This window comes from Lacrimispora sp., from assembly GCF_032078915.1.
Classification (GTDB): domain Bacteria; phylum Bacillota; class Clostridia; order Lachnospirales; family Lachnospiraceae; genus Lacrimispora.
In genome coordinates, this window is record NZ_DAMAUN010000069.1 from 1 (window position 1) to 25,553 (window position 25,553).

The 25,553-nt window shown below is 46.0% G+C and carries 27 protein-coding genes; 2 read left to right on the top strand and 25 right to left on the bottom strand.

All coding sequences use genetic code 11. The features are described 5' to 3' along the window. From RT269_RS21880 to RT269_RS21925, 10 genes are all read right to left on the bottom strand, one after another. On the bottom strand, positions 1-1,456 hold a 1,456-nt coding region (locus RT269_RS21880; RefSeq protein WP_313185781.1), incomplete at its 3' end, for a hydantoinase/oxoprolinase family protein. Between the two features lie 89 nt (positions 1,457-1,545). Next, positions 1,546-2,847, bottom strand: a complete 1,302-nt coding sequence (locus tag RT269_RS21885) for a citrate transporter (protein ID WP_313185782.1) — start codon at positions 2,845-2,847, stop codon at positions 1,546-1,548. 477 nt (positions 2,848-3,324) lie between these two features. Further along, positions 3,325-4,158 (bottom strand): sugar phosphate isomerase/epimerase family protein, encoded by an 834-nt coding sequence (locus RT269_RS21890; RefSeq protein WP_313185784.1) that lies wholly within the window; start codon positions 4,156-4,158, stop codon positions 3,325-3,327. Between the two features lie 15 nt (positions 4,159-4,173). Continuing rightward, positions 4,174-4,644: a VOC family protein gene (locus RT269_RS21895; RefSeq protein WP_313185786.1), complete on the bottom strand. Its 471-nt coding sequence runs from the start codon at positions 4,642-4,644 to the stop codon at positions 4,174-4,176. Between the two features lie 50 nt (positions 4,645-4,694). Then, positions 4,695-5,843 (bottom strand): Gfo/Idh/MocA family protein, encoded by a 1,149-nt coding sequence (locus tag RT269_RS21900; protein ID WP_313185788.1) that lies wholly within the window; start codon positions 5,841-5,843, stop codon positions 4,695-4,697. 33 nt (positions 5,844-5,876) lie between these two features. Further along, positions 5,877-6,611: an SDR family NAD(P)-dependent oxidoreductase gene (locus RT269_RS21905; protein WP_313185790.1), complete on the bottom strand. Its 735-nt coding sequence runs from the start codon at positions 6,609-6,611 to the stop codon at positions 5,877-5,879. Positions 6,612-6,620: 9 nt separating this feature from the next. Next, positions 6,621-7,496, bottom strand: coding sequence for a carbohydrate ABC transporter permease (locus tag RT269_RS21910; protein WP_313185837.1), 876 nt, complete (start codon positions 7,494-7,496; stop codon positions 6,621-6,623). 21 nt (positions 7,497-7,517) lie between these two features. Beyond that, positions 7,518-8,372 carry a carbohydrate ABC transporter permease gene (locus tag RT269_RS21915; protein ID WP_313185792.1) on the bottom strand — a complete coding sequence of 285 codons (855 nt, stop codon included), beginning with the start codon at positions 8,370-8,372 and terminating at the stop codon, positions 7,518-7,520. Between the two features lie 197 nt (positions 8,373-8,569). Then, positions 8,570-10,027 (bottom strand): extracellular solute-binding protein, encoded by a 1,458-nt coding sequence (locus RT269_RS21920; RefSeq protein WP_313185793.1) that lies wholly within the window; start codon positions 10,025-10,027, stop codon positions 8,570-8,572. 62 nt (positions 10,028-10,089) lie between these two features. Further along, on the bottom strand, positions 10,090-10,536 hold the full coding sequence (locus RT269_RS21925) for a VOC family protein (protein WP_313185795.1): 447 nt from the start codon (positions 10,534-10,536) through the stop codon (positions 10,090-10,092). A gap of 274 nt (positions 10,537-10,810) precedes the next feature. Here RT269_RS21925 and RT269_RS21930 point away from each other — a divergent pair, with 274 nt between their 5' ends. Beyond that, positions 10,811-11,674 (top strand): AraC family transcriptional regulator, encoded by an 864-nt coding sequence (locus RT269_RS21930; protein ID WP_313185796.1) that lies wholly within the window; start codon positions 10,811-10,813, stop codon positions 11,672-11,674. Here the strand turns inward: RT269_RS21930 and RT269_RS21935 are convergent, their stop codons facing one another. The 9 genes from RT269_RS21935 to mtaB all read right to left on the bottom strand — a co-directional run bounded on the left by RT269_RS21935 (position 11,675) and on the right by mtaB (position 18,903). Next, positions 11,675-12,901, bottom strand: a complete 1,227-nt coding sequence (locus RT269_RS21935) for a peptidase U32 family protein (RefSeq protein WP_313185798.1) — start codon at positions 12,899-12,901, stop codon at positions 11,675-11,677. 135 nt (positions 12,902-13,036) lie between these two features. Then, the gene (locus RT269_RS21940) at positions 13,037-13,678 is read right to left on the bottom strand and encodes an O-methyltransferase (RefSeq protein WP_313185800.1); all 642 of its coding nucleotides are present in this window, start codon (positions 13,676-13,678) and stop codon (positions 13,037-13,039) included. Continuing rightward, positions 13,675-14,070 carry an endolytic transglycosylase MltG gene (locus RT269_RS21945; protein WP_313185802.1) on the bottom strand — a complete coding sequence of 132 codons (396 nt, stop codon included), beginning with the start codon at positions 14,068-14,070 and terminating at the stop codon, positions 13,675-13,677. Before RT269_RS21945 ends, RT269_RS21940 begins: the two co-directional genes overlap by 4 nt. 70 nt (positions 14,071-14,140) lie before the next feature. Beyond that, positions 14,141-15,808 carry a ribonuclease J gene (locus tag RT269_RS21950; protein WP_313185804.1) on the bottom strand — a complete coding sequence of 556 codons (1,668 nt, stop codon included), beginning with the start codon at positions 15,806-15,808 and terminating at the stop codon, positions 14,141-14,143. A 15-nt stretch (positions 15,809-15,823) separates the two neighbouring features. Continuing rightward, entirely contained in the window at positions 15,824-16,291 is a 468-nt protein-coding gene (locus RT269_RS21955) for a Fur family transcriptional regulator (RefSeq protein WP_313185806.1), read from the bottom strand. 57 nt (positions 16,292-16,348) lie between these two features. Beyond that, entirely contained in the window at positions 16,349-16,630 is a 282-nt protein-coding gene (locus RT269_RS21960) for a DUF1292 domain-containing protein (protein WP_313185807.1), read from the bottom strand. Next, a complete protein-coding gene (gene ruvX, locus RT269_RS21965) occupies positions 16,620-17,060 on the bottom strand; it encodes a Holliday junction resolvase RuvX (protein WP_313185809.1) in 441 nt (146 codons plus the stop codon). The genes RT269_RS21960 and ruvX overlap by 11 nt, the downstream gene beginning before the upstream one ends. Positions 17,061-17,200: 140 nt before the next feature. Then, positions 17,201-17,461: an IreB family regulatory phosphoprotein gene (locus RT269_RS21970; protein WP_025231561.1), complete on the bottom strand. Its 261-nt coding sequence runs from the start codon at positions 17,459-17,461 to the stop codon at positions 17,201-17,203. Between the two features lie 80 nt (positions 17,462-17,541). Beyond that, positions 17,542-18,903: a tRNA (N(6)-L-threonylcarbamoyladenosine(37)-C(2))-methylthiotransferase MtaB gene (gene mtaB, locus RT269_RS21975; protein WP_313185811.1), complete on the bottom strand. Its 1,362-nt coding sequence runs from the start codon at positions 18,901-18,903 to the stop codon at positions 17,542-17,544. 160 nt (positions 18,904-19,063) lie between these two features. Between mtaB and RT269_RS21980 the strand changes: the two genes are divergently transcribed. Then, on the top strand, positions 19,064-19,297 hold the full coding sequence (locus RT269_RS21980) for an HPr family phosphocarrier protein (protein WP_312442446.1): 234 nt from the start codon (positions 19,064-19,066) through the stop codon (positions 19,295-19,297). A gap of 99 nt (positions 19,298-19,396) precedes the next feature. Here the strand turns inward: RT269_RS21980 and thiI are convergent, their stop codons facing one another. From thiI to RT269_RS22010, 6 genes are all read right to left on the bottom strand, one after another. Beyond that, on the bottom strand, positions 19,397-20,575 hold the full coding sequence (gene thiI / locus RT269_RS21985; RefSeq protein WP_313185813.1) for a tRNA uracil 4-sulfurtransferase ThiI: 1,179 nt from the start codon (positions 20,573-20,575) through the stop codon (positions 19,397-19,399). A gap of 75 nt (positions 20,576-20,650) precedes the next feature. After that, positions 20,651-21,805: a cysteine desulfurase family protein gene (locus RT269_RS21990; RefSeq protein WP_313185815.1), complete on the bottom strand. Its 1,155-nt coding sequence runs from the start codon at positions 21,803-21,805 to the stop codon at positions 20,651-20,653. 150 nt (positions 21,806-21,955) lie between these two features. Next, the gene (locus tag RT269_RS21995; RefSeq protein WP_313185817.1) at positions 21,956-22,693 is read right to left on the bottom strand and encodes an RsmE family RNA methyltransferase; all 738 of its coding nucleotides are present in this window, start codon (positions 22,691-22,693) and stop codon (positions 21,956-21,958) included. A 20-nt stretch (positions 22,694-22,713) separates the two neighbouring features. Continuing rightward, entirely contained in the window at positions 22,714-23,670 is a 957-nt protein-coding gene (gene prmA, locus RT269_RS22000) for a 50S ribosomal protein L11 methyltransferase (protein WP_313185819.1), read from the bottom strand. A gap of 9 nt (positions 23,671-23,679) precedes the next feature. Next, entirely contained in the window at positions 23,680-24,426 is a 747-nt protein-coding gene (locus RT269_RS22005; RefSeq protein ID WP_313185821.1) for a sulfite exporter TauE/SafE family protein, read from the bottom strand. Between the two features lie 536 nt (positions 24,427-24,962). Then, complete coding sequence (locus RT269_RS22010; protein ID WP_313185823.1) at positions 24,963-25,514, bottom strand: glucan-binding protein; 552 nt, start codon at positions 25,512-25,514, stop codon at positions 24,963-24,965. Positions 25,515-25,553: the final 39 nt, after the last annotated feature.

Genomic DNA, 25,553 nt, shown 5'->3' on the forward strand with positions numbered 1-25,553 from the left:
CCAGTATCTGGTATTTAAAATTCGTTTCATTGGCAGTAAAGGGCAACAGCGTTCCGGCACCGCCTCCGGCGCCAACTAACACGATCTGTTCTCTTTCAATTTTATATTTGTCGATCAGGTCTTCAATGACTGGTTTGATTTTATCACAAGCCTTCTGAAGAACTGCTCTTGCCGTATCTTCAATGGACAGGCCCACTTCATCAGCCAGAAGCTGCATGGCTTTGCAGCTGGATTCGTAATTGCCCATTGCGTAATCCCCGTCTTCCAGGATTCCAAGTACATTGGCAGCGCAGGTATTTGTAATGGTTACGCTTTCGCCGTTCTTTAAGCGGATTGCCACATAGTCACTGGGGTCATTTTCACGAGGCTTGATGTAGTATAATTCTGCTCCTTCAAACAGCTCCGGCTCTGTGAAACATGCATACCCCATATTTGCAATATGGGCGGAACGGGGACCCACATCAACGATGGCACCCTTTTTCGCACGGATCATACTTCCGCCGGCAACACCCAGCACCCGGACATCCAGGCTGTTTACATAAGTTCTGTGTCCTCCGATAATGGAATAATCCACTGCCGGCCGGCCGTTTTTGATCACCCCGATGTTGGTAGAAGTTCCGCCAACCTCAAAATAAATACCGTTGGAAGCCCGTAGATACATAAGCGCCCCGATCACGCTGGCCGCAGGTCCTGAGAGCATGGTAAGGATGGGGCGCTTTTTCATTTCATTGATTTCCATGACTCCGCCGTCACCGCGCATGATCATAAGGGGAACCGTTACCTTTGCGGCACGTACACTTCGCTCCGTGGAATTGGCAGTGTCCAGCATTTTCGGCAGGATCGATGCATTGAGACAGGCGGTCCGGGTGCGGGTCGTTAAGCCATAGAGCTTTGTAATATCAGAAGCCACGGTGCAGGGGATTCCCTGGCCTTCCGCAATCTCTGCAACCATGCGCTCTTCTTTCATATTATCCACGCCAAATGCCTTGCTGGCCACGATTACCTTATCTCCCTGATCTGCCATCTTTTTGACCACAGAAGATACGTTATCCGGTGTCATGTCCTTGGTTTTCATAAAACTATGGTCAATATTGATCCATTTTCCGGTGCCCAAATCAATATCCTTGATTTTTGTCTGACGTTTTGTAAAGAATGCCTCCAGACCGCCGCCGCTCATTCCGATCACTCCGACTTTTGCCACATCTCCTTCTAACAAAGCATTGGTAGCCTGAGTGGTGCTGTGAGCAATAAAAATTACTTCTTCCGGTTTAATATCATTCTCAGAAAGACATTTTTTAAATGCTTCCACAACACCTGTTGCCACTCCGTTTTCGTCGTGGTGGGTTGTCATTACCGACCCTTTTCCTACAATTTCGTTTGTGCTGTTGTCTATCGCTACGGCCTTTGTATGGGTTCCGCCCACATCAATGCCAATTCTTATTGCTCTGCTGCTCATTCGTTGTCCTCCATCTAAAACGGACAAGGGCATACAGACTTTATGTATGCCCCTGTCTGTGAAACATTTTCATCTACCAAAACAAAGAATTAAACCATTCTTCCTATTGTAAAATAAATAAGAATTTCAATGGCAATAAGGCTTGCCCAGGCCCACGGCAGGTTGGTCTTTATGTACTGTTTCGGTTCTACCTTTGCATAGCTTAAACCCCACATGGTCCAGGACTGAGTAGGACACGCACTTGCTACGATAGCAACCGGAGGGATTAAGAAAATAGCATACAGGAAATGGGGATTAAATGCTCCCGTTGCATTTAAAATGGAATACAGTGCAATACCGGAACCCCAGATCATTAACGGCCCGCGGAACAATGCCAAAGGCGCCAGGATACAGAATGCAGCCAGAACTACAATTTCGGATCTTGGAACAACATCCCCAAGCAAGGTCTGAAGATAAGGAACAACCTTAGTAGCGGCTCCCTGGAAAATATTTACGCTGTAAAGCATACCGATCAGAAGTCCGCTGTCTGCAACGCCATCATATAACGTCTTCTGGGTCTTATCTACCGCAGTTTTGTAAGTTCTTAAATTCCGTGTAAATAAAAGACCCACAAAGCTTCCTAACAGGAAGGCCGGAACTGGCTGCCATTTGAAAATACCTACCATTGCAATGGGTACAAAGGGTACGATAAAGCAGTACCAGCCAAGAGGTCTTTCCTCGTAGTTATCCTGGACACCTGCCTCCCAGGCCCGTCTTCTTCCCCTTTTATTGCTTTTAAAATGATGGTACACGACAAATGCAATCATAATTACCATGTGAACGGCAGTTGCCATCAGGGCAAAACGAATGTAGTTGTCATTATAGGAAGCCACTTCTTCACCGAATACCTTTTCAAACTGGCTTACATAAGCAATATTTAAGTACATTCCGCCTGCAACAGACAGCATATAGGCGCCTAAAGCCGCTCTTTTTTCCACTCCCATGGAAAACAGAATGGGAAGTACGATCATACCGATTGCCATAACGGAACCAACACCAAAAACGCTGGTAAAAAGCAGATTACAGGTAATACACAATAATAATGTAGTTACTAGGGGCCTGTCACCCGCAAATTCTACCGTCTTCTTAATGATATAGCCGGCAATACCCGTATCGACCAGGATACGTCCAAACCATGCACCAAAGATAATGATTGCTATGGTCTTTCCATAATCATCTAACGGCTTTTGGAATACATCGCTTACCACCTCATTGATCGGCACACGTCCAATTACACACCATAAAACGGCTGTAGCGATAAATCCGATCAGAAGATTTCCGCCTTTCATGCAGTACACTACCAGCCCCACAAAGACCAGCAGCAGCAATATGCCAGTAATAATGTCAAGCATCGTTTCTCTCTCCTTTTTAATTGTAATTTTTTGCAGCTTCATACCTGTTTCCGGATTTGATTCTTCTTGTCGCAACTAAAATTTCATCTGATATATCAGTTTCAAGATATAATATATCACATAAAAATTAGAGATACTATATGCATTATTAATAAAAAATTTATATTTTTTTATTAATAATACACATTTAAGGAGTTGCCAACAAGCCAAAAGAGAAGAAATGATAGTAAGTTTATAAACGCAAGGTCTGCTGTTCTGCATCTCCAATGAAATTAAAGAAGGTCAATATATATTTCCCTATGATCCCTATTTTTCTCTGTTGGTAGTTTGTGAAAATATTTTGACATAAAAATACCCCCATATAGGACTGTTATATCATAGTCCTATATGGGGGGCAGCATATTAGTTTTATATCAACGTCACATACTCTCTATTTTTAGATTGAAGCTCTTTAAGGGCTTCTGTTATTTAAACCGCTTAAAGCATTTCTTCCATTGCGGAAAAACGCTGCCTTACATAGGCAAGGCTTTCCACATAGGCCTTATCCCCTTCCAGGTGTTCGATAATCAAGGGCATATCCGGATCAGCCGCCTGCGCAAGGCAAGCGTACTTTTCCAGGTTTAACCCGCCATGACCGCAGGCTGTTTCACTAAATTGCAGGGTGAATTCCTGTTTCAAAGCCACATCCTTTAGGTGACAGCTTTTAATATAAGGCCCCAGCTTCCAAAAGCACTCTTCCATAAAATCATCATTGTTAAAATACCGTTCCAATGTGGTGATCCAGTTAAACACATCCATATGTACGGCAAAATGTTCCCTGTCCACCTCCTTGATCAGACGGAGGTATTCATCCGGGCCCATAGGATACATCCAGGGCATAGGCTCAATGGTGTAATAGGTATGCTCCGGCTTCGCCTCGTCAATGATTTCCTGAATGCTTTTCACCACAAGGTCCCAGGTTTCCTCTGTTAAATTTTCCTTATAAGGCCCGTCCCAGCGTTCCCCTCTGGAGCCGGATACATTGACGCAGCACCTGGCGCCAATCCGGTCCGCCAGCCTAAGCTGCTCCTTACATCGGAAAAGAGCTGCTTCTCTTACTTCTTTATCCGGAGAAATGGGGTTGCACCAGGCTCCCACTTCTGCAATTACAAGGCCGCTCTCTCTTGCAGCTTCCACATATTCTTGTATCAGCGCTTCCCCATGGCTGTAATCCACCGGAAAATTTACACAGCCGCAGCCCAGTTCCTTTAGCTTCTGGGCCCATTCCCCAGGGGTTTTGTGTTCCAGAGAGCTGGAAAGTCCCAATTTCATATGCGTTTCCTCCTGTTACTTATCGCTTTCCAAAAGTTCCACAATACACTTTAAATCTTTGTAAGCATTCATATAGGTATATCTTCCGCTGGCGTCCCCGTATTCTCCTTTTTGTTCCAAAGTCATGCCAAAATCCTCACAGCGTTTTACCGCTTCCTGCATTTTCATTCCCTTGATAAAAAAGGCTACATGGTGGATTCCCTCTCCCTTTTCATTTAACGCATCTCTCCATGTAGATGGTGCTTCATTGGGCTGGATCAGTTCAAGCTGCAAGCCTGGGCCTACGTCAAAAAATGCCAATAGGCTGTTGGCCTCCGGCGCAGGCCGGCCCATAAATTCCGTCTGTGTAATCTCATATTCTCCGCACAGGGCAGCTTCCGGTTCTTCCACCCCTAAAAACTGGGCCCATTTCTTTTTTGCTTCGTTAATGTCCTTTACAATAAAACCTACCTGGCAAACCAGTTCTGTTCCTACTACTCCGTTCATGATTTTTCCTCTTTTCCGCCTATGGCGTCACTTTCTTTTTATTATTCTTTTTATTTCATTCCATCTGCCCCCATAGTCAGGGGCAGCGGCCTTTCACAGGATGTTTTCATCTCATAAACCTTCTTCGTTTCCGCCGATTCCATCATCCCCATAATCGCCTCAACCACATGGCAGGCCATTTCCGCATTCACCCTTGGCCTGCGGCCTTCCGCCACCGCACAGGCTAAATCAAATACTCCGCTGCCCCTGGTATAATCTCCGATATGGGGATACAGCTCAGGAACCTCCACGCTGACTCCCTTCTTTTCCCTGGTCAGAATGCTGTCGTCATACAGCGGGTCAAGACTTCGCTCCTTCCGGTATATCCTGGGTTTCCCTCCGGACATATTGGGGTCCGGAACCTCTAAGGTACCTTCCGTCCCGTATATCTCCATGTTAGGAAGATTGGAATGCCAGATGTCAAAGCTTAAGTTCAGGCTTACAATCACCCCTGACGAAAGTCTCGCAACACCCGAATAGTGAGTAGGCGTTTCTACGGAAAGCTGCCCTCCTGCATGAGGGCCTGCGTAAATAGTTCTTTCTGAAAAGCCTGTGGCGCAAAAAGCGCTGATAGATTCTACCGGTCCCAAAAGAGCGGCAAGCGCGGTAAAGTAATAGGGCCCCATATCATAGAGCGGTCCTGCTCCCCTCCTGTAAAAATTCTCAGGCGCAGGGTGCCAGGTTTCCACCCCAATGGAAGTCATGTTAGCAGTTGCATAAAGCGGTGTTCCTATCCACCCGTCGTCCAAAAGCTTTCTGCAGGTCTGTAAGGAAGAACCTAAAAAGGTATCGGGTGCACTGCCGATTAAGAGGTTTTTCTCTTTGGCAAGGTCCATGACCTCCGTTGCTTCTTCCACCGTAAGGGCAAAGGGTTTTTCGCAATATACGTGCTTGCCCGCCTCCAGGATCTTCCTGTTTAACTCCCCATGTAGTCCGGGCGGCGTCAGATTGACGATTAGTTCCACTTCTTCCATAGCCAGCAATTCTTCCGGGGAACAGCCTGAGTCTATTCCGTATTTTTCTGCGTGGGCCTTTGCAAGTCCGACGTTTACGTCTGCACAGGCCGCCAGATGAAGGCTTGTGTAAAACCGTTTTATATCCCGGATGTAGGTGTTGCTGATCACGCCGCAGCCCAGGAATCCTACATTTACCTTTCTCATATAGTTTAGGCAATCCTCCTTTTCCTGTGGAGCCTAATAAGGCATCAGCTCCCCTTTGTAATTGATAAACGGAACCTCCATATCCGGAACCTTCGTTTTCCTTTCCAGAATGTCTAAAATGCCTATCGCTGGCAGGGAAGGCGGGATCTGTGCATTTTCCTTCCCCATCACCGTATCCATGCGGCCTGGATGAACCATATATACCCGTATGTGCTTGTCTGCCTTTTCCTCCGCTAAGTAATTGCGGATTTTCTGGGTATACATGTTTAGGGCGTGCTTGGAGACGGAATAGGCCAGATAGTTGTAGCCATAGGGGCTTAAATGCCCTGCTTCCGAGCTGATATTCATAATACAGGCGTCCCCGGAAGCGTAAATCAGGCCGATCAAGTATTTGAGCACAAGGGCCTGGCCTGTTACATTCACCTCAAGGGTTTCCCGGAACCTTTCTATGTCCAAATCCTCTATGGCGTCCCCCGGCATCTTCATTTTCTCAAACAGCACCCCGGCGTTGTTTACCAGAAAATCTATATATCCGTATTGAAGCCTGACCGCCAGTGCCGCCCTTTTTATCTCCTCCTCGTCCGTAACATCCATGGAAAGGACCAAAAGCCTGTCTCCGTACTGCTCTTTTAAGCGGAGCAAATCCCTGCTGCCCTCTCCCTTAAGGCCCTTGCGGCAGGCGGCAATCATGGTATGCCCCCGTAAAAGTCCTTCCTTCACCAGCTCATAGCCAAGCCCCCGGCTGGCTCCTGTGATAAATCCAATCATAGCAACCTCCTAATAGTCAGATTCTCCAAAGCGGAACACCTTAAAGAGCACCAGAATAATCCCAAGGGCGATCAGCAGCAGAATCCAGGCCATGGCTGAGGCGTAGCCCATCTTAAAATAGGAAAATGCATTCTGATATAAGTACAGGGAGTAAAACATCGTCGAGTTGTCCGGCCCTCCATTGGTCATGATGTAAGGCTCCGCAAACCATTGGAATACGTTAATAATCAGCGTCACCACATTGTAAAGGATGGTGGAGCGCAAAAGCGGTATGGTAACAAATAAAGTCTGGCTGAAAAATCCGGCTCCGTCTAAGGAGGCTGATTCATAAAGGCTTACAGGAATGTCTGAAAGACCGGCTAAGTAAATGATAATTGCATTTCCGCAGGTCCATATCATCATGATAATCAGCGCAGGCTTGGACCAGAAAATACTGGAGAGCCAGCCCGGCCCACGGATTCCAATATAGCCTAAGAGCCGGTTGATAATTCCCGTTTCCGGCTGCATAACCCAGATCCACAGCAGGGAAGCCACAACGGTCGGCACCAGGGTGGGAATAAAAAACACCACCCGGAAGGGTCCCGTGACCTTTAGTTCCTTATGATTCATTATTATGGAAATTCCTACCGCAGTAATGGTGGTAATGGGAACGCCAAACAGCACCATATAAAACGTATTGCTCAAAGCCTTTAAAAATGTTTTGTCCTGAAACATGGTCTTGTAGTTGTTAAGCCCTACATAAACCGGAGCCTTAATTACCTGGTACTCACACAGAGAATAATATAAGGAGGAACAAATGGGAAATAAGGTAAAAACCAAAAACCCCACCAGCCACGGAGAAATAAACAGCAGTCCGTAAATCAGTTCTCTTTTTCTAATTGTCATTTTTTTCACATTCACCCCTCCTTACCCTTTGATTCCGGACATTGCGATGCCCTGGATAAAGTACTTCTGCATGACGAAAAACAAAACAAGCACAGGCAGAACCATAACGGTACCCAAAGCTAACAGCACGCTCCAGTTGGGATCTAAATTAGACTTCAACATGGAAGCCGCCAAGGACAGGGTATAGAGCTGGTCCCTTCCCAAGAATACCAGCGGACCCAAAAAATCATTCCAGGACCGGATAAAAGCAAAAATCGCAACAGTCGTCAGAACCGGCTTTGCAACAGGTATCACCAGCCTCCAGAAAATCGTAAGCTCCCCCGCCCCGTCAATGCGGGCAGCCTCGGAAATATCCTGGGGAATTCCGGTAAAAAACTGGCGCAGCAGAAAGATGAAAAAAGGATTTCCGAAAAAGCAGGTGACAGTAAGAGGCAGAAAGGTTCCAACCCACCTCATTTTGGTAAACATGAGAAACAAGGGAACCAGCGTAACCTGTGAAGGCAGGATCATCGTTACCAGCACCAGGATAAACACCTTATCCCTGCCGGGCCATCGCAGCCTGGAAAAACCGTAGGCCGTTAAGGAGCAGGAAATCAGGGACCCGACAATATTAAAGAATACGATAACCATTGTATTTTTAAAATACAAAAGAAATGGAATGGATCGGAACATGTTTATAAAGTTGTCCGGTGTGAAACGGTCCGGCAGCCATTTAAAAGGCACCCGGAACAATTCGCTCTGGGCTTTAAAAGCGCCCATGAATAAATAAAAAACAGGCAGAACAAACAACACGCCTAAGACAATCAGGAATGCATATAGAAAAAACACTTCCAGACTGGGCAGGACCTGCTTTGTCTTACCTTCCGCTCTTGCCATATTACTCCTCCTTTCCTTATTCCCGCCCATGCATTTTGGGCATAGAGGGATACCCGCAGGGTGTTTCCTTATTCCAGCTCATGCATTTTGGGCAGAATGGCGGCAGACTTTAAGCGACGCAAATGCATGTATTTTCGGCTGTTTTTCCTACTTCCCCATCTTTGCGGCCGCAAAAGCCTGCAAAAGCCACCGGTCCCTTACTGGCTGTTATCAAGCTGCGCCTGGTATTTCTCCTGCAGCTTTCCTAATTCTCCTTCAATGTCCTGGATATTTCCGTAAATGACTCCTTCCCGGAAGGTAATAAGCACCTGGGAGAGCTCTGCGGAAACGGCGCACATGGCAGGAATACCGTTTTTTGGTGAATTGGCTATTTTTCTTTCCAGGGCGTACATTTCATCCCCGTTTTTCGTTAAGCTTATGTTGTCAAATTCCTTGTCGCTGGTTGGAATGCTTCTCCACTGGGCAAAGTTGTCCTCGTTTACGGCTCCTGACATGCAGAATTTCATAAATAAGGTGGCAAGCTCCGGATTCTTAGAGCCTTTCGGAATTGCAAATACATTGGTTCCGAAGGGAGTGCTGTCCGCCCGTCCGCCTTCCGGCACAGGCACGCTGCACACACGGAATTTAATATCAGGCGCATAAACCCGAAGGGCGTTGGAGAACCAGTTTCCGGTAATGGTCATGGCAACCTTTCCCGTCATAAAGGCGTGGTCCGGGGAGAACATTCCTCCAAGGCCGGAGGTAAAGGACGAGATCCGCTCCGGGTCGTACTTCTTCCCATAAGCCTGAAGCCATTCCATGCTGGCAACCATCTCCGGAGAGGTTAAGTTTAGACGGTTGGTTTCCGCATCATATACGTTTGCCCCAAAGAAGAAAGGCAGGGTGAACGCGTCGCTCTTTAAATCCAGCCAGGGGATCAAGCCAAACCTTTGATAGCTCCCATCCTCATTCTGTATGGTCATAGCCTCCGCCCAGGCGTCTAACTCATCTAAAGTCCTGGGAGGATTATCCACATCAAGCCCTGCTTCCTCAGCAATGTCCGGATTGTAATAAAGCAATATGACATTGGTATCCTGTGGAATTAAGTAAGGTTCATTTTTATAATAAATAATATCCTTACAGCCCTCAAAAAAGCTGTCTACGTCCAGGCCAACCTGATTTAAATAGGTTTCCAGCATCTCAAAGCTTCCGTTGGCCGCATAGGAATAAGCGGATACTGCCCTGTCACATACAATCAGATCAGGAGCCTGGCCTCCGGCAATGGCGGATAACAGCTTTCCATTATCAATTCCCGCCCCTTCCGGCACAAACTGCACATTGCATTTGATTCCCTTGTCAGCATAAAGCTCGTTAAATGCATCTACCCGGCTTTGGTCCCATACCTTAGAATCCCCGGTAAATCCGGACCAGTATGTAAATTCTCCGGTCAAATCCGTATCCTCTACTTCAATCCCCAGCTCCTTCAGCCTGTCCGCCGAGGTTTTAACGGACTCCTGAGCTTTCTTTACATCTTCGCTTAAGTTTTGGCTTTCCTGGGCCTGGGACGCCTGGGTCCCTCCTGCCTGTGTGCCTCCGGTTGATGAGCTGCCGCACCCTGCAAGTGCTCCTGCTGCCGTCACAAAGGCCAGCAAGCCTGCTGTTAATCTTCTTCTCATACCTTTCTCCTTTCCATCATTAATAAATTTAAAACAATACTTTACCCCATGTTTTTAATGTTTTACGGCTCGTATTTTACCTGAACGAAGGTTCCTAATTTCTCCTTGCTGTCAAATACCGTATAATTGCCTCCCTCGTATTCCCCGTAGTGGCGTACCTGCATACCGTTTTCTTCAAAATACTTTACCGCGGTCTCCCGGTCTTCCGTCATAAAGGCTATGTGATGAATCCCATCCCCGTTCTTATCCAGAAAATCCTTCCATGAACTGGGTTCCTCGTCCGGCTCTGTGATTTCAAGCACTACCTGCCCCAGATCAAACACCGCAAGCCTGGCCCTGGTTTTGGTTGGCTTTCCCTGAAACCTCGTATGGGCCTCCGATTCCTCGGGCACACAAAATGGCGTCGGTTTTTGAACTCCAAACAGCTTTGCATACTCTTCCACTGTCTTGTCCAGATCCTTTACCACCAGCGCCACCTGGCATATGGTTTTTCCATCGATCACTCCCATTTTAAACTCCTTTCTGCTGTTGGACTTTTTCCTTTTTGGTATATTCAATATAACATTCTGGCTCTTTCATTTCTAACTATATATTGCTACTCATGTATTAGTTATTGCTCACTTTATTAGGGGATCATATTTTACAAATATGTATATAGTACATTTTGTCATATAAAACACTCTACTTTTATGCAATTTTCCTATATTTCAAAAGCAATTTTTGAACTATAATTTAAAAATATGGTCAGTTTTTTACAAACCCTGACAGAAGGAGCGGCCCTTTATGATTAAACCGGATTTATCAGAGCCTATGCAATTTATGCACGACATGTCCATCAATGTGTCTTACGGACATTTTTACTCCGTTTTCCCCACTCACTGGCACAGCTTTATGGAGATTTTAGCGCCTTTATCCGATGACATGTCCATTACCCTGGACAATGAAGTCTTTACGCTAAAAGCAAACCAGTTTGTCCTGATCCCTCCCCGCAACCTCCATTCCCTGACCAAAAACAGCTTAAGCCCCTGTCTGGTCGTCCAGTTCTCCGACTTGTTTTTACCTCAACTGCAGGATTTCATCTACCATAAGCAGCTTTTGTTCTGCCAGCCCATTCTGGAGGTAAACGGCAGCGCTTCTTTTACGGAGAACCCTATCGATATTTTGTTAAAAATAAAAAAGCTCTACTACAGCAGCATTTCCTTTAAAGAAATGCGCATGTATGAAGAGCTTCTACATTTTTTTATCGTTATTGGAGAACACAATAGTCAGATCGAACACAAGCTTTCCGCCCAGAAAACACCGCAGCAAAAGGTTTATGACAAAAAGTTCGATCTGGTGGCGGAATATATCAGGCAGCACTATATGGAACAGGTCAGCTTAGAGGACTTAGCTGCCTTTGCAGGCTTCAGCAAATACCATTTTTCCAGAATCTTTAAGGCCCACTACCAGACCTCCCTGCCCGAGTACATCACTTCCGTCCGTATTTCCAAGGCCAAGGAGCTGTTGGAAAATCCGGATTTATCCATTATGGACGTTGCCTTCCAGTCCGGCTTTTTAAGCCTGTCGTCCTTTAACCGGACCTTTAAGCAGAGAAACAACTGCACGCCTTCCCAGTTTCGGAAAATGTTCGACCATTTTCCGGCCTGATCAGGCCTTGCAGCGTAAAATATCGTATTCCTGCGGAACGTCCCCCTCAAACTCTAAGTACAGCACCTGTTTGGAATGGGGGGCGCTTTCCTGGGATTTTCCTTCTTCATCATAAATGGCTTTTACAAGGACTTCCAAGTTCCTGCCATCGGGCTTCATCACCTCAATGGTGTCTCCTACGGAAAACTTGTTCTTCTGCGTGGTACGGGCAAATCCTCTCTCATCCACTGCTTCAACAGTTCCCAGATACGTATAGTTTTTCACATAAGTATTGTTGTCATAGATCTGCGTGGTAGAATCAGGCTTACTGAAATAAAAGCCGGTGGTAAATTCCCGGTAAGTGCATTTGCCGATTTCGGAGCGGTACCACTCCATATTGGCCCGGTAGGTTTCAGGATCCTTGTTATAATCATCAATGGCCTTCCGGTAGGTTCTGGCCACGGTGGCTACGTAAAGGGCGGTTTTCATGCGGCCCTCGATCTTAAAGCTGTCAATCCCCGCATCCATCATCTCCGGGATGTGTTCGATCATGCATAAATCCTTGGAATTAAAGATATAAGTTCCCCGTTCATTTTCATAGACTGGCATGTATTCTCCGGGACGTTGTTCCTCAACGATGGAATACTTCCAGCGGCATGGATGGGTACAGGCTCCCTGATTGGCATCTCTTCCTGTCATAAAATTGCTTAAAAGACAGCGCCCGGAATAGGAAATACACATGGCTCCATGAATGAAGCTTTCGATCTCCATGTCCTCCGGAATCTGGCTGCGTATTTCTTTTATCTCGGCCAGAGATAGCTCCCTGGCGGAAACGACCCGTTTGGCTCCAAGCTGGTGCCAGAACAGATAGGTCCCGTAATTGGTGTTGTTGGCCTGAGTGCTGATATGAATTTCCAGATCCGGCATGATGCGCTTTGCAATAGCAAATACTCCCGGATCGGAGATGATCAAGGCGTCAAGGCCTGTTTCCTTTAATTCATTAAAATATTCTTCAACTCCGGTCAGGTCATCATTATGAGCCAGAATGTTAGCCGTGACATAGACCTTTACCCCTCTTTCGTGGGCAAAGACGATTCCTTCCCGGATCTCTTCCATTGTAAAATTCTTTGCCTTGGCGCGGAGGCCAAAGGCTTCTCCTCCGATGTAGACAGCGTCTGCGCCGTAAACTACCGCAGTTTTAAGTACTTCCAGGCTGCCTGCCGGAATCAAAAGTTCGGTCTTTCTCATGAAAATCCTTTCTTATGTCCATATTTAAAGAAGTCCGACTCGCCTTTCGGCTCATCGAACGTCTAATTTGCTAAGTGTTTTATAGGTTCAAGCGGATATTCGCAATCCGCTTCACTGCTTCCTTCATTAAGTAAATCAGATCAGAATGCTGACGGTGATCCCGTCTCCGATTGGTACAATGGTCGTTGTAAGCCGCTCAGAATGCTTTAGCTCATATAAGTAATCCCGCATCCGCCCGTGAATGGTCCGGTTCCGGCGTTCCACTGCATAGCGGGATTCTATGATATCCCCATCCTGAAGGACATTATCGGAAATCAACATCCCTCCTGGGACCATAAGCTCTAAAATCCTTGGCAGCCACAAAAGATACTGTCCCTTGGCTGCATCCATGAAAACAAGGTCAAAGGGGCGGTCAAGCCCCTTTAATATTTCCTGCGCATCTCCCTCAAGCAAGGTGATACGTTCAGTCTCTCCGGCCTCTTTGAAATTTTCTTTGGCCTCTGGAATCCTTTTTTCATATTTTTCTATGGTGGTGATATGGCAGTCAGGCGGCATAGCCTCGGCCATTAAAAGCGTAGAGTAACCCACTGCCGTACCAACCTCAAGAATCGCCTTTGGCCTCATGGCAGCAGTCATTGTCTGGAGAAAAGCGGCAGTCTCCTCCCTGATGACCGGGACACCTTCCTGCCTCGCCTTTTTTCCGATCTTTGAAAGGAGCGGGCTTCTGTCTGTTTCCAGAGACTTTATATAATCCGTTATCCTGTCGTTTACAATCATTTTTTAACTTCCTTTTCCTCTGTATTCTCATTCATCATCTGAAGAATTTCCTTGGAGGTCATGGAAGTGTTAAAGGTATAGTCTCCCGGTTTTACCTTATAATCAAAAAACTCCGCCTGTATGATAAAAGAATATTCATTGGATATCAAACCATTGTCCTTTAAAAGCTTTGCCGCCTGGGACACAGAAGTTCCTTTGTCAATGGTCATCTCCTTGTCCCGTCCCGGCTCTGCTTCCATTGCAGAGGCATAGAATATCTCATGGCCGAACTCATATCCTCTTGTAACTCCCTCATAAAGAAGAAGGATCACCAGGGCAAGGATGATAAGCCTGCTTGAAATCGCAATGACTGCTCCAGTTATTTTATTAATCTCTTTCGTCGCACGGCTCATATCCTGCTTCCTTTCATCTTATTGCCCGCTTTTTAGGGCATAAAGGTATACCCGCAGGGGTTTTCCTGTTCTATACTTCCATAATGATGGGCAGAATCATAGGATTCCGTTTCATCCGCTTCCATAAAAAGTCGCTTAAGCTATCCCGTATCACATTCTTAATCTTCCCCCAGTCATTGACATGGCGGTCCAGGCAGTCAGCAACAGCGTCATTGACAATGTTCCTTGCCTCTTCCATCAGATCCTCAGACTCACGCACATAAACAAATCCTCTGGATACAATATCCGGACCTGCCAAAAGCTGATTGGAATACTTCTCCAGGGTCAGAACCACCACGATAATTCCGTTCTGGGCCAGGTTCTGTCTGTCTCTTAAAACGATATTCCCCACATCTCCGACGCCAAGACCATCTACCAGGATTCCTCCTGCCTGCACATGGTCCACGATCTTCCAGGATTCCTGTCCCAGCTCCACCACATCGCCGGAGGACATGATAATCACATTCTCCTTAGGGGTTCCCATCGCCTGAACCAGTTTTTTCTGGGCCATGATATGACGGTATTCACCGTGAACCGGGATGGCGTATTTGGGACGGACCAGGGCATACATCAGCTTGATTTCTTCCTGACATGCATGTCCCGATACATGGGTATCATCGCTGATTACCTCTGCTCCCTTCATGGAAAGCTCGTTAATGACCTTGGAAACAGCCTTTTCATTGCCAGGGATCGGATGGGAACTTAAAATTATCACATCGGTCGGCTTAATGGAAATCTTTTTATGGGTGCTGCTTGCCATTCGGGATAACGCTGCCATGGATTCTCCCTGGCTTCCGGTGGTGATGAGCACAGTCTGCTCATCGGGATAATTTTTTAACTGGTCAATCTCAATAAGGGTGCCATCCGGAATATTGATATAGCCAAGCTCACTGGCCGTGCCGATCACGTTGACCATGCTGCGGCCCTCTACCACTACCTTGCGGCCATACTTGGCTGCGGAATTAATGACCTGCTGCACCCGGTCCACATTTGAAGCAAAGGTGGCTACAAGGATGCGGTTATTCTTATGGTCTGCAAAAATGTTGTCAAAGGTCTTTCCCACGGTCTTTTCCGAAGGAGTGAATCCTGGCCTGATGGCATTGGTGCTGTCACACATCATGGCCAGAACGCCTTTTTTGCCCAGCTCGGCAAAACGCTCTAAATCAGCCGGTTCCCCGAATACGGGAGTATAGTCAATCTTAAAATCGCCTGTATGCAGAATCACGCCGGCCGGAGAAAAAATGGCAAGGGCGGAAGCATCGGCGATGCTGTGGTTGGTCTTGATAAATTCGATACGGAAACAGCCTAAATTAACGGACTGCCCGTGCTTGATCACCTTTCTCTTGGTGTTTTTCAATAAATTATGTTCTTTCAGCTTGTTCTCGATCAGGGCAATGGTAAGCTTTGTTCCGTATACCGGCACATTGATATCCCTTAAAACATAAGGAAGAGCGCCGATATGGTCCTCGTGGCCATGGGTGATAACAAATCCCTTTACCTTATCAATATTCTGTTTTAAGTAAGAGACATCCGGTATCACCAGATCGATTCCTAACATATCATCGGTTGGGAATGCCAGTCCGCAGTCCACAATGATAATGCTGTCTTCACATTCAAAAGCAGTGATATTCATACCGATCTGCTCCATTCCGCCTAAAGGAATGATTTTAACTTTCGCGTTGCTGTCTTGTTTTTTCAATATTTTACCTCCATCTTATGATTTTCCGTCCTGTTCTTCTTCCATTGCCTCCCGGCATTCCCTGCAATACCCGCGCAGCTTCACTTCATGATCGGTCACAAGAAAACCTGTCCTGTCAAGAAGGGCCTGCTCCAGCGTATCCAGTAAATCGCCTTGGAAGGAAAATACGTTTCCGCATCGGTTGCAAATCGCGTGGTGGTGGTGGTGTCTGGACTCACGATCCAAGCCCCCTAATTCATAGCGGGCGAATCCATCGTCAAAACTGACCTTGTCAATCACAGATAGATCCACAAGTACCTGCACGGTCCTGTAAATCGTGGCAAGCCCAATCTCCGGGCACTCCTGCCTGGCCAGATCATAGATCTCTTCCGCAGTCAGATGCTGCCCGGGGCGCTCTGCCATGAGTTCCAGTACCAGCATGCGCTGGTTGGTCACCTTGAGTCCTTTCTCTCGAAGCATATTTTTAAATATTTCCTGTTTCATTAACAGTCCCTCAATTACTCACCATCATTTTCGTATGAAAGATGCTTTGCTTTTCTTTCAAATTTGAATATCCACATCTGCTCCGTCAAGCAGTTCGGAAAATATCTTAAATAAATAATCTATCTCGTTATCATCCTCTACAAACTCATACAAAGCCTGGCTGTCTTCCTGCTTTGACAAATCCTTTAAGATGTAACATTCCCCTTCGTCATCGTCATCTGCCGCATCAGTTACCAGCAGATAATTCATCCCATTAATTCTGGTTTCTTCCAGAACGTAAAACTCCACGTTTTCCCCTGAATCAGTTGTCAGGGTAATCTTCTTCTCTTCACTGTTCATTTCCTGTCTCCTGCTTTAAGCTGTCAAGATAGCCCTGCAGGATCAGCCCTGCCGCCACCTTATCAATGACTGCCTTGCGGTGCTCTCGTCTTACACCGCTTTCCTGTAATATTCTCTCAGATGCAACGGTCGTAAGCCGCTCATCCCATAGAATGACGGTAAGTCCAGTCCGCCTCACGAGCATCTCTTTAAACTGTTCCGTTTTCTCGGCCCGGTCACCGGCCGAATTATTCATATTTTTTGGATAGCCGAGGACAATGGCTTCAATCTCATATTCCCGGATCAGTTCCTCAATCCGGGCACAGGTCTTTCTCAGTTTATTTTCTTCTTCTCTCGTAATTGTTTCCACTCCCTGGGCTGTTATACCAAGTAAGTCGGAAACTGCAACTCCTACAGTTTTAGAACCGTAATCAAGCCCCATAATCCTCATATTTTCCTCCAAGGTTGCTCTTTTTCCAATCTTTATGCAGCAAAAGAAAGCTGGTCTAAAGCCAACCGTATAAAAACAAACTGTCAGACTCCGCCTACTTACACTTCATCTGACAGCTAGACTTATGATTATCCACAGCCTTATTTCAACTTCGTATCAATATATACTCCCATTAGTTCTTCCAGAATCTCATCCCGCTCAACTTTCATGATAAGACTTCTGGCGTTCTTATGGCTGGTAATATAAGTAGGATCTCCTGACATAATATAGCCCACGATCTGGTTAATAGGATTATAGCCCTTCTCATTAAGGGCAATATAAACCTGCTCCAGCACCTGACTTACATTCAGTTTATTCTCCTGCACTGCCTTGAAAAATTGCGTATTATGAATATCGCCCATGTTTCTCACGTCCTTTAACTGTTCTACTATATTCTAAACCAAAAATATGGATTCGGCAAGCCAAAAATAAATTTTGTCTCTCAATACTTTAAAAATGCCACCTCATCGTTCATCATTTCCATCAGCGTTCCCTCTATCACCACGCCCTTTAAGCCTTCTTCAAAGGGCACTGCGGCCTTCACATATTCTCTTGTGTGGCCGATCATGTAATGAACGTCATTCCACCAGTATTCCTCTTCCATAAGGACCTCTATTCTTGATCCTAACCATGACTTCCGGTACTCAAGGGACATTTCCTTCTCCAGGCAAAGGAGTCCATTGCTGCGCTCCCCCTTTATGGATTCCGGTATCTGGTCCGGCATCACTGCCGCCCTGGTGCCGTTTCTTTTGGAATATTTAAAAACATGCATCTCATAGAACTGAACATTTTTCAAATATTCTTTTGTCACCTGGAAGTCTTCGGAGCTTTCTCCCGGGAATCCTACGATCACATCTGTAGTAATTGCGGGGTTTCTAAATGCCTTCCGCAAAATCTGACAGCGGTTTAAATAGTCCTCAGTGGTGTAATGGCGGTTCATCCGCTTTAAGGTATTATCGCATCCGCTTTGCAGGGACAAGTGGAAATGGGGGCAAATTTTATGAAGCCCAGCAAGCTCTGACGCAAACTCTTCAGTCACGATCCTGGGTTCTAAGGAGCCAAGGCGGATCCGCTTTAAGCCTTCCACCTCGTGAATGCTCTTAATCAGATCCAGAAGAGTAAGCCGTTCTTCCTCAGGAAAATCCTTTCCATAGGAGCTTAAGTGAATTCCTGTCAGTACGATCTCCTGATAGCCGGAAGTGGTCAGACGTTTTACCTCTTCCACCACCTCATCAGGCTTCCTGCTTCTCACTCGTCCCCTGGTATATGGTATGATGCAGTAACTGCAAAACTGGTTGCAGCCATCCTGGACCTTGATAAATGCCCTGGTATGGTCCGAAATCTTATCAATGGACAGATTCTCGTACTCCATAGTGTCATTGATATCAATAACCGTTTCCACCGCTTCATCAGGCGCAGCGGTCTGGCTGAAGGTTATTTCTTCTTCCGGCTTCTTCTGCTGGGCAAAGTAGTCTTCCAGAATAGAAACCAGCTCGGTCTTTTTATTGTTGCCAACGACCAGGTCCACCGCTTCATCCTTTTTTAGCTCTTCTCCTGCTGCCTGGACGTAGCATCCGGCTGCCACGACCACTGCCTCCGGATTCATCTTCTTTGCCCTATGAAGCATCTGCCTGGATTTACGGTCCGCGATATTTGTTACGGAGCATGTATTAATGATATAAACATCTGCCCCTTCCGCAAAGGGAACGATCTCATATCCGGCGTTTTCAAGAAGCTGCTGCATGGCTTCTGTTTCATAGGAATTAACCTTGCACCCAAGATTATGCAGGGCTGCCTTTTTCATCTTGATTTCTCCTATCTAAATATTCCTTTTATTTTCAGTATTTTCATGTAAAATTACCATTGACTTTTGTACAATATATCAGTAGTATTGAAGTGATTAAGGGTCGTTTCCCGGGCGGTCCCTCATTAAATAAAAGAGCTCACTCAAGGAGGTTTTTCACATGAAAACAGTTCGTATATCTTTAAATTCCATCGATAAAGTTAAATCTTTTGTAAATGATTTAACAAAGTTTGATACTGATTTTGATCTTGTTTCCGGCAGATACGTAATTGACGCAAAATCTATTATGGGTATCTTCAGCCTGGATCTTTCCAAGCCCATTGATTTAAATATCCACTCAGAAAATAATGCTGATGAAATCTTAGACGTGTTATCACCATACATTGTAGATTAAGAATCAGCCGTTCGATGAGCCGTCAGGTAAATCGAACTTCCTTAAAGTCTTTCGGGGCCCGGCCTTTTCCAAAAGGAGCCGGACCCCGATTTTATTTTTTTAACACCAAACCTTTTCCACCGTGCTTATTGCCGTTTCAACCAGTTCGCCGATCTTTTCTTCTAACTTTTCCTCTGACCGTTCGATCATCTTCAAACTGGGTTTTGTCACCGGATGCTTTGCCACAAAAATGGTACAGCAGTCCTCAAAAGGAAGCACGGAAGTCTCATAAGTACCGATTTTTTCCGATACATCCACGATTTCCTGCTTGTCAAAGCCGATGACAGGACGGAATACCGGCATAGTGGTGGCTGCATCCGTAGCAGCCAGAGACTGCATGGTCTGGGAAGCCACCTGTCCGATGCTCTCTCCTGTTATGAGCGCCATAGATCCGCTCTCTGCTGCCAGGCTCTCTGCAATTCTCATCATATAACGTCTCATGATGATGGTAAGCTCCTCATGAGGGCATTTGTCATAAATGTACAGCTGGATGTCCGTAAAATTAACAATATGAAGGCGGATCGGCCCGGAATATTTAGAAACCAGCTTTGCTAAATCGATTACCTTCTGTTTGGCACGCTCACTGGTGTATGGCGGAGCATGGAAGTAAACAGCATCGATCTTAACCCCGCGCTTTGCGATCATATACCCTGCCACCGGACTGTCGATACCGCCGGATAAAAGAAGCATGGCTTTTCCATTGGTTCCCACCGGCATGCCGCCAGGTCCTGGAATGACATGGGAGTAAATATTGATCTTATTGCGGACTTCCACATGAAGCATCACTTCCGGCTTATGGACATCTACCTTTGTCTCCGGAAACGTGTTAAGGACCAATTCTCCCAGATCCCGGTTGATCTGTTCAGAATTTACCGGATACTTCTTGTTTCCTCTGCGGGCATTGACCTTAAAGGTGAAATTCTTATCCTCATAGAATTCCTCTACATAAGACAGCACCTGCTTCTTTAAATCCTCGTATCCATTGTCATCCACCTGAACCATAGGGCAGATGGCAGCAATCCCGAAGATACATTTAAACGCTTCTATGACCTCATCAAAATCATATTCTGACTCTGCATTTACATAAATACGTCCTGATTCCTTGGAAACTATAAAATCGCCTTCCACTCTCTTTAAGGAGTGGCGGATCTGAGTCACCAGGGCATCCTCAAACAGATAACGGTTCTTTCCTTTAACCCCGATTTCTGCATATTTAATTAAAAATGATTGATATTGCATCTGTTATCCTTTCCTCTTTCCTGCCCATGCTTTTTGGGCATAAAGGTATACCCAAAGGTATTTCTTTCTTTAATCTCAGCCTCTCTGATACCGTCTTAAAACAGGCAAAAGCTCCTTAATCACATCAATGCAGTAATCCACTTCTTCTTTGGTATTATAAACTCCGAAGCTGAACCGCAGCGTGGAATCCAAAAGCTCAGGTTTAACGCCGATTCCCTTTAATGTTCCGCTGACAGCGGGATGGTTGGAAGAGCAGGCAGACCCGGAAGACACGTAAATGTCCTTATCTTCCAGAGCATGCAAAAGCACTTCGCTTCGGACTCCCAAAAAGCTTGCGCTGACGATCTGAGGCGCCGACAAATCGCCGGGCAGGCTGTTTACCGTAACGCCGTCGATTTCTGAAAGCCTGTCTATCATGTAATCTTTTAGGGTGATCATGGACTGCATCTTCTCTCCATGATCCGTATACATCATTTTAGCCGCCACTCCCATGCCTGCAATTCCAGGAACATTTTCCGTACCGGAACGCATGCCTCTCTGCTGGCCTCCTCCATAAATCAAAGGCTTTATTTTCACCCTCTGGTCAATGTATAAAAATCCAACGCCTTTTGGTCCATGTATCTTATGGGCGCTGACGGATAAAAGATCAATCCCCTGGCGCTTTGGACGGATGACAAACTTTCCGTATGCCTGAATGGCATCTACATGAAACAGGATGGACGGATTCTTCTTTTTTATGATTTTTGAAATGGCTTCGATGGGTTCCACCGCACCGATTTCATTATTTACATACATAATGGAAACCAGAATGGTTTCCGGGCGGATTGCCGCCTCCAGCTCTTCCAGACGGATATGTCCGTGGGCATCTACAGGAAGGTATGTCACCGAAAAACCCTGTTCCTCTAAAAACGCCAGAGGATTATACACGGAAGGGTGTTCTATGCCGGTGCTGATGATGTGGTTTCCCGCCCTTTTATTGGCCATGGCAGTCTCAATCAGGGCCATATTGTTGGATTCTGAACCACCGGAGGTGAATACGATTTCCTTTGGGGCAACTTTTAAGGTCCCGGCTATGATCTCCGCTGCTTCCTTAATATACTGTTCCGCTTCCATTCCCTTTTTATGCTTGGCGGAAGGATTCCCGTAGTCCTCCGTCATGATTTTTACAACAATATCTCTTACCGGTTCCAACACTCTGGTCGTCGCCGAATTATCAAAATAAGCTTCCATATATGGCTCGTTCCTTTCCTCTTCCCTGTCCATGCTTTTTGGACAGTGCCCACTCCGCTTTACCGGGTGTAAAGGTATGCCTGAAAGGCGTTCCTCCTGCTGCCCGTATTTCCGGGCAAAAGGGATATCCGTAAGTTTCTCCAGATCCTGTCAGTCTTCCAGCTGGAAGGCCAGCACGGATACGATCGCAAGACCGGCGGTTTCCGTCCTTAAGATCCGTTTTCCAAGGGTAATCAGTTTTGCTCCGAAATTCTCTGCAAGCTCCATTTCAGAATCCTCAAAGCCTCCCTCCGGTCCGATAAATATTCCCGCGCTCATTCCCGGCTTAATGGCTGACAGGATTTCTTTCGTCTCAGCCATATCCTTTGCGTGTTCAAACGGAATGACCGTTATATCAAGATCCTTTGCAAAGGCCAGAGCCTCCTGAAACGTCATGACACCGGTCACCTCCGGTATGATAAGCCGCTTGGACTGCTTGGCAGCGCTTTCTGACACCGCCATCCAGCGGCGAAGCTTTGATTCTTCCTTCTTTTTATCCAGCCGCACCACGGCCCGTTTGGTCTGCACCGGAATGATCTGGTATATGCCAAGTTCCACAGCCTTCTGGATAATCAGCTCCATTTTATCACCCTTTGGCAGTCCCTGAAACAGGTAGAGCCTGGCAGGAAGTTCAGCGCCTCCCTCATCCACAGACAGGATTTTGGCCGTAACTTCCAAAGAAGCCACTTCCAGAATCTCACACAGATAATCTTTGTCTATACCATTGCTGATTAAAACCTGTTCTCCGGCGCCCATCCGCAGGACATTCTTAATATGATTCACATCCGGTCCCATGATCCGGATTGTCTCCGCTCCGATTTGATCGGGATTAACAAAAAAGTGATACATCCTTTTCCCCGTTCCTCTTCCTATTTCTTCCTGACTGTTATAGAAACCCATTCGCCCTGATAGGTGGTTTCCACAAGCTCAAAGGCTTCATTTTCCTCAAATGCTTTCTTCACAGCCTCTTCCTTCATGTTGATAATGCCGGAAGTAATGAAAATAGCGTCTTTTTTCATGTGAACTGAAATTTCCTTTTGAAGAAGGATGATGATGTCCGCCAGAATATTAGCTACCACTACATCGTATTTTTCAAAGCCCGCTTTCTCCTGTATCGCCCTGTCATCAATAATATTGCCCTGTAATACTAAAAACTTATCCACAGGTATATCATTGGCTTCCATGTTTTCCTTAACGGCAATAATGGCATTTTCATCAAGGTCCGTTCCAAATACCTCTTTGGCACCCAGCTTTAAGGCAGTGATTCCCAGAATACCGCTTCCGGTTCCCACGTCAAGGAGGGTTGTCTCCGGAGTAATATATTTTTGCAGCTGACGGATGCAAAGCTGGGTCGTCTCATGCTGTCCTGTTCCAAAGGCAGTTCCCGGATCGATCTCAATCAAAAGCTTGTCCTTATGTTCCTCCGGGACCTCCTCCCAGGTAGGTTTGATCAGGATATCATCCACGGTAAACGGCTTAAAATACTGTTTCCAGTTATTAATCCAGTCCTTATCCTCGGTCTCTCCGGACGCAATGGTGCATTCCCCTAAATCCGTGAACATGGAAAGATCCAAAAGCCCTTCTTCCACTCGTTTTAACATGCCATCGATGTCAGAATCCGGTTCCAGATAGAAGCTGACCTTTGCAACGCCCTCATCGGGCGGAAGCTCCGGCAGAATGTCGATAAACATGCCTTTTGTCTCCGCCTCCGTAAGAGGGATGTTATCCTCGATCTCAATACCTTCTATTCCGATTTCATCAAACATGCTGCTGACTAAATCCACGGCTTCTGTCGTGGTGGTCAGTGTAAATTTTTTCCATTTCATAGCAATTCCCTATCCTTTTATAATTTTGATAAACAGACACAAAAGCACCACTAAAACCACCGGGCGCACAATCTTTAATCCGTTTTTTACCACAAGGCCCGATCCGATATAATGGCCTGCTATGCAGAAAAGCCCTGATGCCAGTCCTAAAGGGATCAAAACCTTTCCATTTATTAAAAAAGTCGCCAATGCTGCAATATTGGAGGACAGGTTAATCACTTTCGTGGTTCCTGAAGCACTCCTGACATCCATTTTAGCAAATCCAGTTAAAATGAGCAGTAAAAAGGTTCCCGTACCTGGTCCGTAAAAGCCGTCATAGCATCCGATGACCAGTGCTGCACATATGCTGATCAAAAACATCTTTTTTTCAGGCAGGCTGTTGATCTCCTCCTGATCTCCCAGGTTTTTATTCTTAAGAACATAAAAGGCAACAACCGGAAGCACCGCCAGCATCATGCCTTTTAATAGCCGTTCACTGGCAAGCATGGATAAGTGTGCTCCGATCACAGAACCGACCACAGCAAAAAGTGCGGCAAGCAGAGACAGCTTTGCTTTTATATAGCCGCCCTTTGCGTACCTGGCCGTAGAAATCACGGTTCCCATGGTGGAACCCAGTTTATTGGTTCCAATGGCCAAATGAGGAGGAACCCCTGCTGCCAGATATGCCGGAAGAGAGATAAGTCCTCCGCCTCCTGCAATGGAATCTACAAAACCCGCAAGAAAAACAAGAGGGCACACGATCAAATATTGGTACATAGGCAGTTTCCTTTCCTTGGCATCCGGGAGCCGGACTTTCTCATTATAGTATATGAACGTTTTGCTCTCAGTTTTAAATCACAAGATATCATAACATACAATGAAATCGCTTGCAAGCGTCTAACATGTACGAAATTTGAAGGGTTATTTCGTAATTTATAAAAAAAAATTTTTTTTTTAAAAAAGATGCAATAAAAACTGATGCTGCTGCATTAACCTAATGAACGGATGAGAATACCTTTTGTTTCGTTCCGATCGCAAAGGCAAAAAAATATCAAGTAAACGAAATTCCTTGATGCATTACACCCCATCACACCCGCCTGAGCGATTGGAATTGGAACAGAAATTATTTTCACAAATTACAAAGCAAAAATTTTTGTAATGAAAACAGGGGACGCACCTCATGGCCGATGCATTTCAGCCGTGTGGTGCGTCCTTTGTTTTTATGAGAAAGGCTTTCTCAGTTCTTCATATCATGAGAAAAAAGGTACAGCAGTAAATTTCTGCCATACCTCTTAAAGACCCTTCAAACAAGTTTACTGAATCCAGGCGCCGTCAGCACCCACCTTATATCCGTCAGGAGTGGTCGTATTGGTAAGCAGCCTTCCCTTATAGCCATCGGACATGGTGTTAAAGTAATAAGCCTTTCCGTCTACAATCTGCCAGCCTATCCTCATAGTACCCATTGTACCGTCATCCACCGGATTTAAGTAATACCGGAAGCCTCCCTCATCTGTATACCAGCCGGTCAGCATATGGCCTTCCCGGTTAAACCGGTACCATCTGCCATCGATATACTTCCAGCAGTTAGAAGGCCAGCTTCCGTCAGTGTACTGAAACCACCAGCCGGAAGGGCTGTAACGCCATCCTCTCTGATAGCTGTAGACCCCCGGACCATCATCATCGTCATCCCAGCAGTCAAAGGATACACTTCCTTCAATCGGCCCTTTGTTTTTTGTGCCCGAGCCGTTCCATCCTGGAAAATCCCGGACAGACTGCCCGTCCGCGGCCATGACTGCCGCCGGAAATAAAGCTGCTATCCATATAACAACGGCTGTCAGGGCCAGTTTTTTTGCAAACTTTCCCATACGTTTCCCTCCATTTAAAACCATGTACCTTCCGGAATC